The 15154-nt window shown below is 72.6% G+C and carries 18 protein-coding genes; 10 read left to right on the top strand and 8 right to left on the bottom strand.

Annotated features, from left to right (window positions below; genetic code table 11):
* Positions 1-7: 7 nt before the first annotated feature.
* Positions 8-454 carry a GNAT family N-acetyltransferase gene (locus AB0J71_RS11240; protein WP_352319811.1) on the top strand — a complete coding sequence of 149 codons (447 nt, stop codon included), beginning with the start codon at positions 8-10 and terminating at the stop codon, positions 452-454.
* Positions 455-460: 6 nt separating this feature from the next.
* Here AB0J71_RS11240 and AB0J71_RS11235 read toward each other — a convergent pair whose 3' ends face one another.
* The gene (locus AB0J71_RS11235) at positions 461-1387 is read right to left on the bottom strand and encodes a WYL domain-containing protein (protein WP_352319813.1); all 927 of its coding nucleotides are present in this window, start codon (positions 1385-1387) and stop codon (positions 461-463) included.
* A 92-nt stretch (positions 1388-1479) separates the two neighbouring features.
* On the opposite strand from AB0J71_RS11235, the gene AB0J71_RS11230 reads away from it, so the two are divergent.
* The 3 genes from AB0J71_RS11230 (at position 1480) to AB0J71_RS11220 (ending at position 3180) form a co-directional block, all read left to right on the top strand.
* The gene (locus tag AB0J71_RS11230) at positions 1480-1893 is read left to right on the top strand and encodes a VOC family protein (RefSeq protein ID WP_364413867.1); all 414 of its coding nucleotides are present in this window, start codon (positions 1480-1482) and stop codon (positions 1891-1893) included.
* Positions 1894-1898: 5 nt separating this feature from the next.
* Positions 1899-2255 (top strand): hypothetical protein, encoded by a 357-nt coding sequence (locus AB0J71_RS11225; protein ID WP_352319816.1) that lies wholly within the window; start codon positions 1899-1901, stop codon positions 2253-2255.
* Positions 2256-2373: 118 nt separating this feature from the next.
* A complete protein-coding gene (locus tag AB0J71_RS11220) occupies positions 2374-3180 on the top strand; it encodes a CPBP family intramembrane glutamic endopeptidase (protein WP_352319818.1) in 807 nt (268 codons plus the stop codon).
* Positions 3181-3253: 73 nt separating this feature from the next.
* On the opposite strand, the gene AB0J71_RS11215 is transcribed toward AB0J71_RS11220, so the two are convergent.
* Together AB0J71_RS11215 and AB0J71_RS11210 are read right to left on the bottom strand one after the other, a co-directional pair.
* Positions 3254-3541: a hypothetical protein gene (locus AB0J71_RS11215; RefSeq protein WP_352319820.1), complete on the bottom strand. Its 288-nt coding sequence runs from the start codon at positions 3539-3541 to the stop codon at positions 3254-3256.
* A gap of 121 nt (positions 3542-3662) precedes the next feature.
* Positions 3663-4604 carry a hypothetical protein gene (locus AB0J71_RS11210; protein WP_364413865.1) on the bottom strand — a complete coding sequence of 314 codons (942 nt, stop codon included), beginning with the start codon at positions 4602-4604 and terminating at the stop codon, positions 3663-3665.
* 174 nt (positions 4605-4778) lie between these two features.
* Here AB0J71_RS11210 and AB0J71_RS11205 point away from each other — a divergent pair, with 174 nt between their 5' ends.
* Positions 4779-5540, top strand: coding sequence for a MerR family transcriptional regulator (locus AB0J71_RS11205; RefSeq protein ID WP_352319824.1), 762 nt, complete (start codon positions 4779-4781; stop codon positions 5538-5540).
* Positions 5537-6145, top strand: a complete 609-nt coding sequence (locus AB0J71_RS11200; protein WP_352319826.1) for a hypothetical protein — start codon at positions 5537-5539, stop codon at positions 6143-6145. Before AB0J71_RS11205 ends, AB0J71_RS11200 begins: the two co-directional genes overlap by 4 nt.
* A 40-nt stretch (positions 6146-6185) precedes the next feature.
* Here AB0J71_RS11200 and AB0J71_RS11195 read toward each other — a convergent pair whose 3' ends face one another.
* The 3 genes from AB0J71_RS11195 to AB0J71_RS11185 form a co-directional block, all read right to left on the bottom strand.
* Complete coding sequence (locus AB0J71_RS11195; protein WP_364413863.1) at positions 6186-7685, bottom strand: M28 family metallopeptidase; 1500 nt, start codon at positions 7683-7685, stop codon at positions 6186-6188.
* 122 nt (positions 7686-7807) lie between these two features.
* Entirely contained in the window at positions 7808-8749 is a 942-nt protein-coding gene (locus tag AB0J71_RS11190) for an ATP-dependent DNA ligase (protein WP_352319830.1), read from the bottom strand.
* 33 nt (positions 8750-8782) lie between these two features.
* On the bottom strand, positions 8783-9619 hold the full coding sequence (locus AB0J71_RS11185) for a helix-turn-helix transcriptional regulator (RefSeq protein WP_352319832.1): 837 nt from the start codon (positions 9617-9619) through the stop codon (positions 8783-8785).
* Between the two features lie 78 nt (positions 9620-9697).
* Between AB0J71_RS11185 and AB0J71_RS11180 the strand changes: the two genes are divergently transcribed.
* The 3 genes from AB0J71_RS11180 (at position 9698) to AB0J71_RS11170 (ending at position 11237) form a co-directional block, all read left to right on the top strand.
* Positions 9698-10462, top strand: a complete 765-nt coding sequence (locus tag AB0J71_RS11180; protein ID WP_352319834.1) for an SDR family oxidoreductase — start codon at positions 9698-9700, stop codon at positions 10460-10462.
* Between the two features lie 65 nt (positions 10463-10527).
* A complete protein-coding gene (locus tag AB0J71_RS11175; RefSeq protein WP_352319836.1) occupies positions 10528-10920 on the top strand; it encodes a CoA-binding protein in 393 nt (130 codons plus the stop codon).
* Positions 10921-10955: 35 nt separating this feature from the next.
* A complete protein-coding gene (locus tag AB0J71_RS11170; RefSeq protein WP_352319837.1) occupies positions 10956-11237 on the top strand; it encodes a hypothetical protein in 282 nt (93 codons plus the stop codon).
* Positions 11238-11255: 18 nt separating this feature from the next.
* On the opposite strand, the gene AB0J71_RS11165 is transcribed toward AB0J71_RS11170, so the two are convergent.
* A complete protein-coding gene (locus AB0J71_RS11165) occupies positions 11256-12650 on the bottom strand; it encodes a cytosine permease (protein WP_352319839.1) in 1395 nt (464 codons plus the stop codon).
* A 113-nt stretch (positions 12651-12763) separates the two neighbouring features.
* Here AB0J71_RS11165 and AB0J71_RS11160 point away from each other — a divergent pair, with 113 nt between their 5' ends.
* On the top strand, positions 12764-14167 hold the full coding sequence (locus AB0J71_RS11160) for an MFS transporter (protein ID WP_364413861.1): 1404 nt from the start codon (positions 12764-12766) through the stop codon (positions 14165-14167).
* A 19-nt stretch (positions 14168-14186) separates the two neighbouring features.
* Here AB0J71_RS11160 and AB0J71_RS11155 read toward each other — a convergent pair whose 3' ends face one another.
* Positions 14187-15074, bottom strand: a complete 888-nt coding sequence (locus tag AB0J71_RS11155) for a cytochrome c oxidase assembly protein (RefSeq protein ID WP_364413859.1) — start codon at positions 15072-15074, stop codon at positions 14187-14189.
* Positions 15075-15154: the final 80 nt, after the last annotated feature.

Below are 15154 nucleotides of genomic sequence, written 5' to 3'. Positions count from 1 at the left end.
TGGCGCCATGCTGGAGATCGACTTCCTGACCGAACCCGACCGCGCCCGCTGGGAAGTGCTGGCCCGCGGGCAGGACGCCTACTTCGACACCGAACGCGACGACGACGCCTACGAACGGACCTGGCGACGCCTGATCGACGACGAGCAGACCCGCGGGATCACCGCCCGCCTGGACGGCGAGATGGTGGGCATCGCGCACTACCTGTTCCACGCCAGCGTCTGGTACGCCGGGCGGTGCTACATGGCGGACCTGTTCGTGGACGCCGGGTTCCGGCGGCGGGGCATCGCGACGGCGGTGATCGAGTGGGTGGCCCGCGACGCCGAGGCCCACGGCTACCCGAGCCTCTACTGGAACACCCTCGAAGACGCCCAGGCCCGCGCACTGTACGACAAGATCGGCAGGTTCCACGAGGGCCTCATCCTCTACACCTACCGGCGCGACGCCGCCCGGTAGGGGCCGTCAGAGGCCGCCGTACAGCGCCGCGATCTGGGCGGCCAGCTTCGTCAGCTCCTTCTGGACGGACTCCGGGCCCTCCACGACGACGAGGTCGCCCCAGCCCGCGAGCTGGCGGGCGATGTCCAGCGCGGTCGGCGCGGTGAGCCTGACGCGGACCCGGTCGCCGCGGGAGATCACCTCGCAGTGGCGGCCGAAGCGGTCGCGCAGCACCCGCAGGTAGCGGGCCTCGACGGTCGCGGTGGCCGTGGTCGTCGCGCGCCGGGCCTCCATCGCGGTGACGACCTCGTCCCAGGCCGCCGCGAGGTCGAAATCCGCCGGGCGTTCGGCCGGCTCCTCGGTGACCTCGGCGTCGGTGACCCGGTCGACGCGGAAGGTCCGCTGCCCGTCGGGGGTGCCGGCGATCAGGTACCAGGTGTCGTCCTTGTCGACGAGGCCGTACGGCGCGACGACGCGCTCCCGTCCGGAGTAGGTGAGGCGGACCTTCCGGCGCCGGACCACCGCGTCCTCCAGCAGGTTGACGAGCACGGGCCGGGTACGGCGGTGCTCGCCCCAGCGGGCCGGATCGACCACGACGGCGTCCGCCGCCGCCTCGGCCTCCTGCCGGAACGTCGACGGCAGGGCGCGGACCAGCTTGCGCAGCGCCGCCTTGGCCTCCGGCGCGATCGCCGCGGCCGGGCCGAGCAGCAGGAACAGCGCCCTGGCCTCGGAGGCCTTGAGCCCGGACAGGTCGGTGCGGGCGCCGCCGAGCAGGGCCCACCCGCCGCCGCGCCCGGCCTGCGGATAGACGGGGATGCCCGCCGCCGACAGGGCCTCCAGGTCACGGCGCGCGGTGGCGACCGAGACCTCCATCTCGGCGGCGACGTCCGCCGCCGTCACCCGTCCGCGCGCCTGCATCAGCAGCAGGACGGCCACCAGTCGATCCGCTCTCATGTCTTCGACGATGCCAGAAAAAGTGCTCATTCGATGAGCACTTTGCCTGGAAGCATCGATCTCACCAGCCACCACGCGAAAGGCCACAGGACATGCTCCGCGGACTCACCACCATCAGCTTCTACGCCCACGACGTCGCCGCCGCCCGCGACTGGTACGCCGACCTCCTCGACATCCCCGCCTACTTCCAGCGCCCCGAACAGGGCGACCCCGCCTACGTCGAGTTCCGCGTCGGCGACTACCAGCACGAACTCGGCATCATCGACGCCCGCTACGCCCCCCACGGCTGGAGCACCGAAGACGGCGGAGCCATCGCCTACTGGGCCGTCGACGACCTCGACGCCACCTGGAAGAAGCTGCTGGAGATGGGCGCCACCCCCTACGACCAGCCCACCGAACGCGGCCCCGGCTTCACCACCGCCTCCGTCCGCGACCCCTTCGGCAACATCCTCGGCGTCATGATCAACCACCACTACCTGAACGTCCTCGCGAGCCGGAAGGGCTGACCACGATGACCGACGACGCCCTGATCCTGCACGACGCCGCCGCCTGGCAGTCCTGGCTCGCCGAGCACCACGGGACCGCCGCCGACGTCTGGCTGCTGATCGCCAAGAAGAACAGCGCCGCGACCACCGTCACCCTCGACGAGGCCCTGGACGAAGCGCTGTGCCACGGCTGGATCGACAGCCACCGCAGGGCCTTCGACAGCGACTACTACCTCCAGCGCTACTCGCCGCGCACCCGCCGGAGCCCCTGGTCCGCCATCAACGTCGCCAAGGCCGAGGCGCTGACGGCGGCCGGCCGGATGCGCCCGGCGGGCCACGCCGCGATCGAGAGCGCCAAGACCACCGGCCGGTGGCCCGCCTGACGCCTGCCCGCCCCGCGGGGACGCTCCGGCCCCTCATGACGTGCGCCTTTCACGGGGCTCGGAGCCGTGTCAGAACGATGTCAGGGCCGTGTCGGGTCGCCCGGCCACGATTGCCGGCATGGACACAGCAACGCGGCCCCCGGCCGGCGCCCACCCGACAGGCTTCGTCGCGAAGCTCCTCGCGGACCGTCACTCCGTCCCGCTCTCCATCGCCCTGCACCTGGTGCCCGGCGCGGCCATCGTCGCCGTGTACGCGTTCGTCGCCGCCCCGCTGGTGCGGGCGATGGACGCGCCGATCTTCGCGGCCTGGGCCATGGCCCTCGCGATCGTGCTCTTCCCGCTCCAGCTGTTCCTGCTGTGGCTGGGCAGGAAGCAGACCGGCCGCTTCACGCTGGAGGGCGTCGTCCGCTACCGCGGCAAGCCGCTCACGCGCCGCAAGGTCATGTGGCTCGGGGGCGCGTGCCTGGTGTGGATGACCGTCGTCTCGCTCGCGCTGACCCCGCTGGACAACCTCGTCTACGACTGGTTCTTCACCTGGGTGGACTACCAGGGCGCCGGCCCCGACGGCACCACCTACCTCCAGGGCTACCCCCAGGCGGTCGTGCTCACCACGCTGATCGTCTGCGGGCCGTTCACCGGCTTCACCCTGCCGCTGATCGAGGAGTACTACTTCCGCGGCTTCCTGCTGCCCCGCCTGCCGCAGCTCGGCAAGTGGGCCCCGATCTTCAACACCCTCCTGTTCTCCGTGTACCACTTCTGGGCCCCCTGGACGGTCCTGTCGAAGCTCGTCTTCCTCTACCCCGGCGTCTGGCTGGTCTGGAAGAAGCAGGACATCCGCATCTCGATCACCATGCACCCCGGCACGACGCTCCTGATGACCGTCGTCGGCATCGTCGCCCTCGCCTCCGGCGCGGCCGCGGTGTGAGAGGCCCCTTCCCTGGAACGACGACGGCCACGACCCCGCACAACGCTGCGGGGCCGTGGCCGGACGATTTCCCCTACCGGATGAACACGCTGGTGCCGAACACCTCCTGGCCGTCGTTCGGCGGCACCGTCCCGGTCACCGGTCCCTCGCAGCCCGGCCGGAGGAACACGATGGCCACCTCGTTGGTCCGGTTGTAGACGAAGGGGTTCGCGCTGTCGGAGCTGTAGCAGCCGCTGGGGTCGTCGTACTGCGCCCGGTTGATGTAGAGGGTGCCGGTCGCGGCCGAGGCGGGGGCCGCCAGGCTCAGGACGAGTGCGGCGGCGGAGGCGAGGCCGGTCAGGCTGGTCGTGGTACGGAGCATGAGCGCGTTCCTGTCCCTTGAGGTACGGCGCCGTGGCGCCGGCGTCCTCGCCATCATTCACGCAGAGCAGTCTCATGACTACTGTCCGTGACGACAGTGATCGGTGGCGCTCGACGAACGGCTACTCGGGACGCAGCAGCTCCTCGCGCCTGGTCAGCAGCCGCGACTGCTCGGCCAGCAACTGGCCGCGCCGCCCCCTCAGGTGCGCCCTGGTCTCGCGCACCCACTGCGCCAGTCTCCGCACCTCGGCCCTGGTCTTCTCGATGCGCTGATGCTTGAGCACGTCGCTGATGACGTTGTCGAAGAAGGCGTCCACGAACCATCGCGTGTCCACCTTGGGCATCACCGGCCGGGCCGCGATGCCGGTGTCGGCCAGCTCGCGGGAGAAGACGTCCAGAGCCCGCTGAGCGTGCCAGGCGGCCTTGTCGGCGCTGGTCAGCCGGTCGTGCTCGAAGGCGTCGGCGATCAGGCCGCCGCCGAACACGTCGAAGGTGGAGGCCGTCCTGGCGGAGTCGAGCAGGCGCAGCACGACGGCCAGCGCGTCGTGCGCGCCCTGCCCCGCCTGGTGGGCCTCGTCGCACTCGCGCACCTCGGCGCTCAGCCGGTCGAGCGCGGCGCCGAGATCGGCCAGCTTCCGCGCCCGCGGATCGCCGCTCCGGACGAGCTGCTGCTCCTTCTCGGCCAGCAGCCGCGCGTACTCGCGGGAGGCGGGGTCGAGCACCGCCAGCTCGGCGTCGGCCGCCGCGACGTCGGCTTCGAGCTGCGCGAGCCGGGCGCGGTGACCGTCCACGCGTTCCCTGGCCACCACCACCTCGGCGCGCTCGCGCGCCAGCCGTTCCTCCCGGTTGCCCACCATGCGGGCCAGCACGGCGGACAGCCCGCCCTCCAGCCGGGCGACGTCGCGCTCCTCGCCGGCCAGCTCGGACTCCAGACCCTTCAGGGTCTCGCGGACCTCCGCGAGCTGCTGCGCGGCGTTCCTGCGCAGACGCCGGACGTGTTCGGCGCGGTGCATCCTGGCCGACGCCTCGCGCAGCCGTTCGTCAAGTTCCGGGGAGAGGCTCACGCAATGACGACGAACGGCCCGGACCAGACGTTCCTCAGACCGTGCGGAGAGTGCTCGTTCGATGAGCACTTCGCCTGGAAGCATCGATCTCATCAGCTACCTGAACGTCCTCGCCGGCCGCACCGCCTGAGGCCGGCTTGACCTTGACGTGGCGTCAAACTGTTCAATGAGGGCATGCGGATCGGCGAGCTGGCCGCGCTGGTCGGGGTTTCCACCCGTACCGTGCGCTACTACCACCACCTGGGAATACTGCCCGAGCCCGAACGTCTTCCCAACGGCTACCGCGAGTACCGGCTGCGCGACGCCGTACGGCTGGCGCGGGTGCGGCACCTTGCCGGGCTCGGGTTGTCGCTGGAGGAGTTGCGCGACGCGCTGGCCGACGACCGGGGCGTGGACTTCCGGGAGGCGTTGCAGGAGCTGGACGCCGACCTGGCCAGGCAGCAGGAGGCCATCGCGGCGCGGCGGGCCCGGCTGGCGGCGTTGCTCGCGCAGCCCGGCCTGAGCCCGGATTCGATGATGTCCCCCGACGCGGCGGCCGTGCTGCGGGACCTGGGCGGCGGCGGGTCGGCCTTCGGGGCGTTCGACCACGAGCTGCTGACCCTGGCCGCCGTCCTGTCCGACGAGGAGGGCCAGGCGGGGCTGGCCGAGCTGATGCGCCCGATGACCGAGCCGGGCGCGCTCGCCGCCGGGCAGGAGCTGTACCGGCGGCTGGACGAGCTGGCGGACGCGCCGGCCGGGGACGACCGGATCGGGCCGCTCGCCGCGGACCTGGCCGCCCACATCCCGGACGAGCTGGCCGCGATGGTGCCCGCCGGCCCAGGGGCCGACCTGTCCTGGATGGAGACGATGATCGGGGAGTTGTCGCCCGCGCAGGCGGAGGTCCTCCGGCTGCTGTTCGCCGAACTCACGGAGACCGACGCCAAGGAGATGACGTGATGACGGGCGTGGTGCGCGCGGTGCTCAGGTTCGAGCTGGCGGGGCTGACCAGCGTGGCCCTGTGGACGGCCGGACGGCGGCACGGCGTCCCGGCGGGGGCGACCGCCGTGTCGTACGCCAAGGAGCAGGCGTTCACCCTGGGCCTGTTCGCGTTCGCGATGGTCGTCGAGACGGCGGTCGTGGACCTGCTGCTGGTGGCGAACGGCGTGCCGGCGGCGATCCGCGTGCCGGTGCTGGTCGGCGACCTGTACAGCCTGCTGTTCGTGGTCTTCATGGCCGCCGCCTCCGTCACCAGGCCCCACGTGGTCACCGAGGACGAGCTGCGCGTCCGGTACGCCGCCTACTTCGACCTCCGCGTGCCGCGCGCCCTCATCGCCTCCGTCCGGACCGCCCAGAACTACAACGAGGCCCGGCTGATCAGCGTGGACGGCGGGCGGCTCGGCGTCGCGGTCGCCTCCAGGACGAACGTGACGGTGGAGCTGACCGAGCCGGTCGTCGCGGTGCGGCCGCTCGGGAAGCGGGCCGAGGTCACCTCGATCCGCTTCTTCGCCGACGACCCCGCCGCCGCGGTCGCCGCCCTGCGCTCCCCGAGCCGTACCCGCTGAAGGATCCCGGGCGGGCGGCGACCCGCCCGGGATCGCCTGCTCAGCGTGCCGACTGCGAAGAGAGCGCGGTCTTCGCGGCGGCGGCGGTCCGCGGCGGGATGCCGTTCAGGTTGAAGGCGAACCTGGCCGTGGAGTCGGCCACCGCGTCGGCGTCCACGTCGAGGGCGGTCGCGTTGATGTTGGCGATCGTGTCGCACGCCTGGTGGTAGCAGGAGTCGTAGGGCTGTCCCGCGACGCCGCCGAACAGCGCGGCCTCCTGCGCCGTCTTGATGCCCTCGGCGCCGGTGAAGATGCCGCCCGCGGGGATGCCGACCGCGATGAACGGCCCGTAGTCGGAGCGTCCGTCGAAGTCGGTGCCCACGGTGGGCAGGTGGCGGGAGGCGTAGAAGTCGGCGAGCTGCCGCTCGATCTGCGCCGATCCGGGCGGACCGGCCGGCGAGCCCTGGCCGTCGGAGTCGTCGCCGTCGTACAGCTTGTACGCGTAGTTGGGCGAGGCGACCATGTCGAAGTTCAGGTAGACCCGGATCCGGTCGCGCTGCGCCTGGGACAGCTTCTCGACGTACTGGTCGGAGCCGAGCAGGCCGATCTCCTCGGCGGCCCAGAACGCGAAGCGCACCTTGTTCTTGACCGGGAAGTGCGCCATCTCCTCGGCCACTTCGAGGATGGTCGCGCTGCCCGAGCCGTTGTCGTTGATGCCGGGGCCGACGGTCACGCTGTCGAGGTGACCGCCGACCATGACGACGTTGCGCGGGTCGCCGAACCGGGACTCGGCGATCACGTTGTCGTTGGCGCCCAGGACGAGGTTGGCGTCGACCTTGAGCCGCACGGTCGGCGAGCCGGTGGCCAGCTCGTTGCCGACGGCGAAGTCGGCGAAGACCATGGGCACGTTCGCCCGCCACTCGCCGATGTCCAGCGGGAACGCGTCGGTCCGGCCCGGCTGGCCCTCGTTGAACACGATGATCCCGGACGCGCCGGCCCGGCCCGCGTTGCGGATCTTCTGGGCGAACGCGCAGGTGCCGCGCTGGATGAGCGCGATGCGCCCGGCGACGAACCCGGCGAAGTCCGACTCCTCGCAGCCGCTGGTCGAGGTGGGCGTCGGGGTCGGGGGCAGGATCAGGTCCACGCCCTGGACCTGCGCGGTCACGTCCCCGGCGGGGGACGGCTGGAAGGAGTAGAAGTCCTCGTTCGGCACGTACGACTTGGCGTCCGGCGCAGTGCGGTTGAGCGTGGGCGGGCTGTTCTCGGTCCAGCTCTCGACGAAGTTGATCGGCTGGAGGGTGACCTTGTAACCGGCCTTGCGCAGCTTGCCCGCCACGTAGTCGCGGGAGGCGTTGTAGCCGGGTGTGCCGGCGGCGCGGGTGCCGCCGTTGGCGTTGGCGATGGATTGGAGTGCTTCCAGGTGCTTCTGCACGTTCTCGCCCTTGACCTGCTTGACCAGCAGCTTGGCGAAGACGTCGTCGAGCGGGCCCGCGCTCGCCGGGACCGCCATGGCGACGGGTAAGGCGAGAGCGGCGACCAAAGCGATGATGATTCTGCGCATGCAGGCTCCCCTAGGAGTGAGATGCGGAGAAATCCCCCGAGCCGCAATGATTCGCAAGGTAGCCCGTCGAAGCAGCCCTGAGAAGGTCTACCGGCCTACGCCAGTGCGTCAATATCCGGACACTACGGTGACTCGGCCCGCCGGGCGCGGGCGCGACGCTTGCCCTCGTGCATCGCCTGGACGCGGGCCACCGGGATCGTGTGCCCCTCCGCGACCAGGTCGGCGGGCAGCTCGCGCGGCTCCGGCATGAGCTCGGCCCACGGGTCGCGCCCGCCGAGCAGCCCGGCCGCGTTGTGGATGGTGAAGTCGGCGGGCACGACCTGGTCGAGTTCGTCCCAGGGGACGGGGAACGAGACCGGCACGCCCGGCCGCACCCGCGGGCTGTAGGCCGACACGACCGTCGCGCCGCCGGCCCTGGTGGAGTCGATGAACACCTTGCCCGCCCGGTCCTCCCTGATGAAGGCCGTCGTGGCCAGCGCCGGGTCGAGCCGCTCGGCGCGGGCGGCCAGGGCCCGGGTGGCCGCGGCCAGGTCGTCCATGGCGGTGCCGGGCGGGACGGGGACGAACACGTGCACGCCCTTGGCGCCGCTGGTCTTGACCGCGCCCGCCAGCCCGGCGTCGCCGAGCGCCTGGCGGACGAGGTGGGCGGCTCGTACGGCGAGCGGGAAGGAGTCGTCGCCCTCGGGCGGGTCGAGGTCGAGGATCATGTGCGTGGGCCGGCCGTCCAGGAACAGCGCCGGGTGGTACTCCACGGCCCGCTGGTTGGCGAACCAGAGCAGCGTGCGCCGGTCGTCGCACAGCGCGTACGACACCTCCCTGCGGGACGCCTCGGCCCACACGGTGACGGTCCTGATCCAGGAGGGGGCGTATTTGGGCAGGTTCTTCTGCATGAAGGGTTCCTGGCCCGGCCGTACCCGCAGCACCGACAGCGCGCGCCCGCGCAGCGCCGGGACGATGCGGTCGGCGACCGCGTCGAGGTAGTCGACCAGGTCGCGCTTGGTGGCGCCCGACCCGTCGAACAGCGGCTGGTCGAGGTTGGTCAGGGCGACGTCATCGGCGGTCACCCGCTCCACGATGCCCACTGGCCCGTGCCCGGGTCAACCACGGCCGGACCGGGCGAGTTCCCGCGCGGAGCCGATCTCCTCCCGCAGCCGGGCGACCACGCGACCGGTGTCCGAGTCCGGGTCGGCCGTGTACATGACGATCACCAGGTCGGGCTGGCCGGGCACGGCGAGGGTCTCGTACCCGAACTCCAGCTCGCCCAGCTCGGGGTGGCGCAGCCGCTTGGTCCCGTACGTCTTCTCGGCGACCCCGTGCTCGGCCCACAGGCGGACGAAGTCGGGGTCGGCCGACAGCTCGGCGACCAGCTCGGCCAGCAGCGGGTCCTCCGGGTGGCGGCCGGCGTACAGCCGCAGGTACGCGACCGTGTCGGCGGCCACCTCGGCCCAGTCGGGGTAGAGGGTGCGCGTGTGCGGCGCCAGGAACACCTGGAGGAGTTGGTTGCGCCGGCCGTCCGGGACGCCGGCGAAGCCGCTGACGCGGTCGGCCAGCGCGTTCCAGGCCAGCACGTCCATCCGGGGCCCGAGGACGAAGGCGGGCATGCCGTCGGCCAGGTCGAGCAGCCGGCTCAGGCCGGGCCGCAGCACGGGCCGGCTCACGTGCCTGGCCGGGCGGAGCAGGTCGCGCAGGTGGGCTCGTTCGGTGTCGTCCATGCGCAGGACCCGGGCGACGGCGTCGAGCACGGCGTCGGAGACGTTCTGGACGCGTTCCTGCTCCAGGCGGATGTAGTAGTCGACGCTCACGCCCGCGAGCAGCGCGACCTCCTCGCGCCGCAGGCCGCTGACCCGCCGCCGCCCCGACGCGGGCAGCCCGGCGTCCGCCGGATGGATCCGGGCCCGACGAGAACGGAGAAACTGCCCCAAATCACCTTCCACCGCTTCAGGGTAGTACTGGCTTTACCAGGAAAAGCCGTGCGCTGGGTAAGTCCGTCCGGCTCGGCCAGGGTGAGAGGCATGACGAACTACGAGAACCTCTCGGGCCGCATCGCCGTCGTGACCGGAGCCGCCAGCGGCATGGGCGAGGCCACGGCCCGCCTGCTGGCCGCCAACGGCGCCAAGGTGGCCCTGCTCGCCCGCCGCGCCGACCGGCTCGCCGAGCTGGCCGCCAAGATCGACGCCGACGGCGGCACCGCGCTGCCCGTCACCGTGGACGTCACCGGCGACGCGAGCGTGGCCGCCGCCGTGGAGGCCGTCCACACCGGGCTGGGCCGGGCCGACCTGGTCGTCAACGCGGCCGGCGTGATGCTGCCCAACCCCGTCCAGGACGTCCGCCTCGACGAGTGGGCGCGCATGCTGGACACCAACGTCGCCGGCGTGCTCCGCGTCACCGGCGCCTTCGCGGCCGACCTGCTGGCCGCCGCCGACGCCGGACGGACGGCCGACCTGGTGAACATCTCCTCGATCGGCGCGCACGTCACGTTCCCCAACTACGCGGTCTACGGCGCGACCAAGGCCGCGCTGAGCCACCTGTCGGCCTCGCTGCGCCCGGAGTTCGGCCCGCGGGGCGTGCGCGTGACCAACCTCGAACCCGGCCTGACCGCGACCGAGCTCGGCGACCACATCGACAACGCCGAGCTGGGCGCGCAGCTCGCCGGCATGTTCGAGGCGTTCACCCCGCTGACCGCCGACGAGATCGCCGACCTGATCGGCTACACGGTCAGCCGCGCCCGGCACGTCAACCTGCGCCAGGTGGTCGTGCTGCCGACCGCCCAGGCGTAGGCGGGAAGCCCGCGCGCGTCCGGCGTGTTGACGCCTGCATGGACGATCGTTTCGCGGATCAGCGCGTGATCAGGCAGCTGCTGCACGAAGCCGGGACGTGGGTGTTCGTGGGGCTCGGCGACGACCCGCAGCGCACGGCCTACGACCAGGCCCAGCGCATCCAGGCGCGGGGCAAGAAGATCATCCCGGTCCATCCGGCGGGCCGGCCGGTCCTGGGCGAGCCGGGCTACACGTCGCTGGCCGAGGTGCCGGTCAAACCCGACGTGGTGGCGGTCTACCGGCGTTCGGAGTTCGCCGGCCAGGTCGTGGACGAGGCCATCGCGGCCGGCGCGAAAGCGGTGTGGCTGCCCATCGGCGTGATCGACGAGGCGGCCGCCCAGCGCGCCCTCGACGCCGGGCTCGACGTCGTCATGGACCGCTGCCCCGCGGTGGAGTGGGCGCTGCGCCGCAATCCCTGATCGCGAGGTACGGTGCGGTGAGGGAGGGCGGATCCATGGAAGACGACCACATCACCACGATCGGCACGTGCTTCGCGTGCAAGCGCACGTTCCCCTACACCACCGCGAACGTCACCATGATCACCATCGACCCGGAGACCGGCCTGCCTCCGGACCGGACAGTGCTCGGCACCCAGCGCGAGCCGACCCCGGAGGCCCTGGCCCGGTCGGCGCCCGAGCCCGTCTGCCCCGACTGCCTGACCAGGGCGCGCGAGTTCAAGGAGCGCATGAGCTCCCCCATGCCGTTCGAGCCCTGGCGCCGGCCCGGCCCCCACTGACCTCATCCGGCGAGGAGGTCAGCGGCGGCGCAGGGTGAGCACGAAGTACAACACCCCCGCCAGCAGCAGCGCGATGACCACGCCGATGTTGGCCGCCCCGAACGTGCTGTTCCGCAGCTCGTCGCTCATCAGGAACCCGACGACCGCCGCGATGTGCTCGTCCGCGGACGTGATCAGGCCGACGCCCACGACCGAGGCCACCACCAGGGAGACCAGCCCGGCCGGGTTGAGCGCGGGCGCGCCGGGGCGCAGCAGGCGCTCGTCGTAGGCGCGGCCGCCGTCCCGCAGCCGCCACATGTCCACCAGGAAGATCGCCACCCAGGCGGCCATCACCACGCCGATGATCGCCAGGAACGCCTGGAAGGTGCCGAAGAAGTTGTCGGACACGAACAGCAGGTAGTAGCCGCCGAGCACCATGAGCAGCCCGTCGATCAGCACCGCCAGGTGCCGCCTGACCGGCACACCGAGCGCCAGCATCGACAACCCCGACGAGTAGATGTCCATGATCGCCCCGGCCAGGAAGCCGCCGATCGCGGTCAGCAGGTACGGCAGCAGGAACCAGGTCGGCAACGCCGCCGCCAGCGCGCCCACCGGGTCGCCGCCCGCCGCCTCGGCCAGCTTCGGGTCGCCGCCGGCCAGCAGCACGCCGAACACCAGCAGCACCATCGGCGGCAGCGCGCCGCCCAGCGTCGTCCACAGGGCCACCGACCTGGGCCGGGAGCCGGCGGGCAGGTAACGGGAGTAGTCGGCGCCGCAGTTGACCCAGCCGAGGCCGAGCAGGGTCATGGACAGGATGACGCCGCCCACCCAGCCGCCGGGGCCCGCCGTCGTCTCCAGCGAGCCGCCCAGCCTGGGCAGCATGAGGATCAGGTAGACGACGGTCAGCACGACGAACGCGTACGTCAGGTAGCGCTGGACGACCATGATCATGGCGTGGCCGTACACGCCGACGGCGATCACGACCAGCGCCGCGACGGCGAAGCAGCCGGCGGTGGCGGTCGTCTCGGGGATCCCGGGCGCCACGCGGCGCAGGATGGCGGCGCCGCTCTGCGCGGAGAGCGTGACGAGCACGATCTCCCAGCCGACGTTCGACACGTACGACAACACCGCGGGCAGCTTGTTGCCCTGGTACCCGAAGGGCGCCCGGCCCAGCGTCATCGTCGGCACGCCGGACCGGCTGCCCGCGACGGCGACCAGGCCGACCAGCAGGAACGACAACGCGTACCCGACCGCGCCGGTCACGACGGCCGGGACGACGCCGAGGCCGAGCCCGACGACGTACACGCCGAACGCCACCCCGAACAGGGACAGGTTCGCCCCCGCCCAGGGCCAGAACAGGTCGGACGGTCTTCCGCGCCGCTCGCTGTCGGGGACGGCGTTGATGCCGTTCCGCTCCACGGCCATCGTGTCCATGATCACTTGCTCCTTCGCGGGGGCCCGGCAAAGAAATCATTGTCCGCCTAGGACGATATTTCCCAGCCTGTGGGGAATCATGATCGCTGCCGCTGTTCCGCAGAGAGGTCGCGATGCAGGCACCCGGTTCCGACACGCGCAGGCGGGCGCTGGGCGTGTGCCTGGTCGCGGCGTTCATGTCGGGCCTGGACGTGAGCATCGTCAACGTGGCCCTGCCCTCCATCCGCGCGGGCCTGCACGCCTCGGACGACGGCCTGCAGTGGACGCTGTCCGGCTACGCGCTCACGTTCGGCCTGCTGCTGGTCCCGGCCGGGCGGCTGGGCGACGCCAGGAGCCGCAGGGCGCTGTTCATGTGGGGCGTGGCGCTGTTCACGGCGGCCAGCGCGGCCTGCGGCTTCGCCTGGAGCATGCCGGTGCTGATCGCGGCCCGGCTCGTGCAGGGCATGGCGGCCGGGACGCTGAACCCGCAGGTGTCCGGCCTGATCCAGCAGATGTTCCTGGGCCACGAACGCGGCCGGGCCTTCGGCGCGCTCGGCGCGACCATCGGCGTGTCCACCGCCGCCGGGCCGCTGATCGGCGGCGCGCTGGTCACCGGCTTCGGGGCGGCGCAGGGCTGGCGGTGGGTGTTCCTGGTGAACCTGCCCATCGGGATCGCGCTGCTGCCACTGGCCTGGAAGTGGCTGCCCGCGCCCGCCCCCGGGCCGGTGCGCACCGGGCGGCGGGAGAGCATGGACCCGGTCGGCGTGCTGCTGCTCGGCGTGGGCGTGGCGACGCTGCTGCTGCCGTTCATCCAGCAGCACCAGTGGAAGGGCGAGGCCAAGTGGCTGCTGGTGCCGGCCGCGCTGCTCGTGCTGGCCGGGTTCGTGCTCTGGGAACGGCTGTACCACCGGGAACCGCTGGTGGACCTGTCGCTGTTCGCCAGGCGCTCCTACAGCCTCGGGTCGGCCATCGCCCTGTTCTACTTCGCCGGGTTCACCGGGATCTTCTTCGCCTTCACCCTGTACCTGCAGAGCGGCGAGGGCTACAGCGCGCTGCTGGCCGGGTTGTCGATCACGCCGTTCGCGCTGGGGTCGGCCGGGTCGTCGGTGGTCGGCGGCAGGCTCGTCGGCCGGGCGGGCCGGAAGCTGGTCGCGGTGGGGCTCGGGACGGTGATCGCGGGCCTGCTGGCGACCATGGCAGCAACGCTGCTGGTGCCGGGGGCCGGCGTGGGCGCGGCGACCGCGCTGCCGCTGCTGGTCGCGGGCATCGGCAGCGGTCTGGTGATCTCGCCCAACCAGGCGATCACATTGTCGGAGGTGCCTCCCGCGGGCGGCGGCAGCGCCGCCGGGGTGCTGCAGACCGGGCAGCGGCTCGGGTCGGCGATCGGCATCGCGGCGGCGGGCTCGGCGTTCTTCGGCTCGCTGCCGCAGGGCTGGCCGACGGCCTTCCGGCACGGCCTGTGGGTGGTGCTGGGGTTCGTGGTCCTGGCGCTGGCCGCCGCCCTCTACGACCTCCTCCGCTCCCGCGCCGCCCATTGACGGGGCCGCTGCCGGGCGGCTACAGGTCGGCGGGGTCGGGTTCGTCCTCGTCGCCGTACTCGGAGGGGGTGAGCGGGCCGCGCGTCGCCCTCGCCGGCTCGCGGTCGGGGACGCGGATCCGCCGGACCGGCTCGGGCTCCCCCGGCACCCGGACGGTGAGGCCGGGGGCGAGCAGCTCGACGTCGGCGTCCTCGGGGGTGCGCCGGGCCCGCCGGGACGCCGCCAGGGCCACGGCGAGCAGCAGCTCCGCGGCGCCCCCGCCGGGGAACATGATCTCCGCCGCGCCCCTGAGCTGGCCGGACGGCACCGGCAGGTCCAGCCATCCGGCGTACATGGCCGCGGACATGCCCGCGTGCACGGCGATCGCCACCCCCACCACGGCCAGCCGCACCGGCGCCGGCGGGCGGCGCGGCGCGGGGTCGGGCCCGGCGACGACCCAGGCGAACAGGTAACCGGCCAGCAGGAGGTAGGCGTGCACCGGCGGCGCGGGGACGAGCCCGTACAGGGGCGTGCAGTACAGGGCCGCCAGGCCGCCGGCGCTGAGGGCCAGCGCCGTCCACGGGTTGGCCAGGAGGTGGACGGCGGGCCCGCGGAGCGCCAGGGCCAGGCGGCCGGCCCGCGCGGCCGGCAGCGAGCGCAGCAGCAGCGTCACCGGCGCCCCCAGGGCCAGGGCCAGGGGCGCCGGCACGCCGATCAGCAGGTGCTGCAGGACGTGGCCGCGGAAGTCGGTCGCGGCCAGCGCCGCGACGGGATCGGTGAGCGCCACGGTCACCAGCGCGCAGCCTCCGGCGAAGCTCGCGGTACGCCACCGGCTCCACGCCGTCCGCCCGGCCAGCACCACGTACGTCACCAGCACGACGAGCGCCGGCACGGCCCAGAACCCGCTCAGATGGTGATGATGCGGCACAGATCGATCACCTCGTCCATGTGTCGCCGCAGCCGCCCGCCGAGGTCCGGCGGCATGCCCGTGGCGCCTCCCACGTGATC

Origin of the sequence: Nonomuraea sp. NPDC049637, from assembly GCF_040675235.1 — a bacterium.
GTDB lineage: Bacteria > Actinomycetota > Actinomycetes > Streptosporangiales > Streptosporangiaceae > Nonomuraea.
The sequence above is the reverse complement of the archived record's forward strand: the minus strand, read 5'-3'. Positions and strand labels throughout refer to the sequence as shown.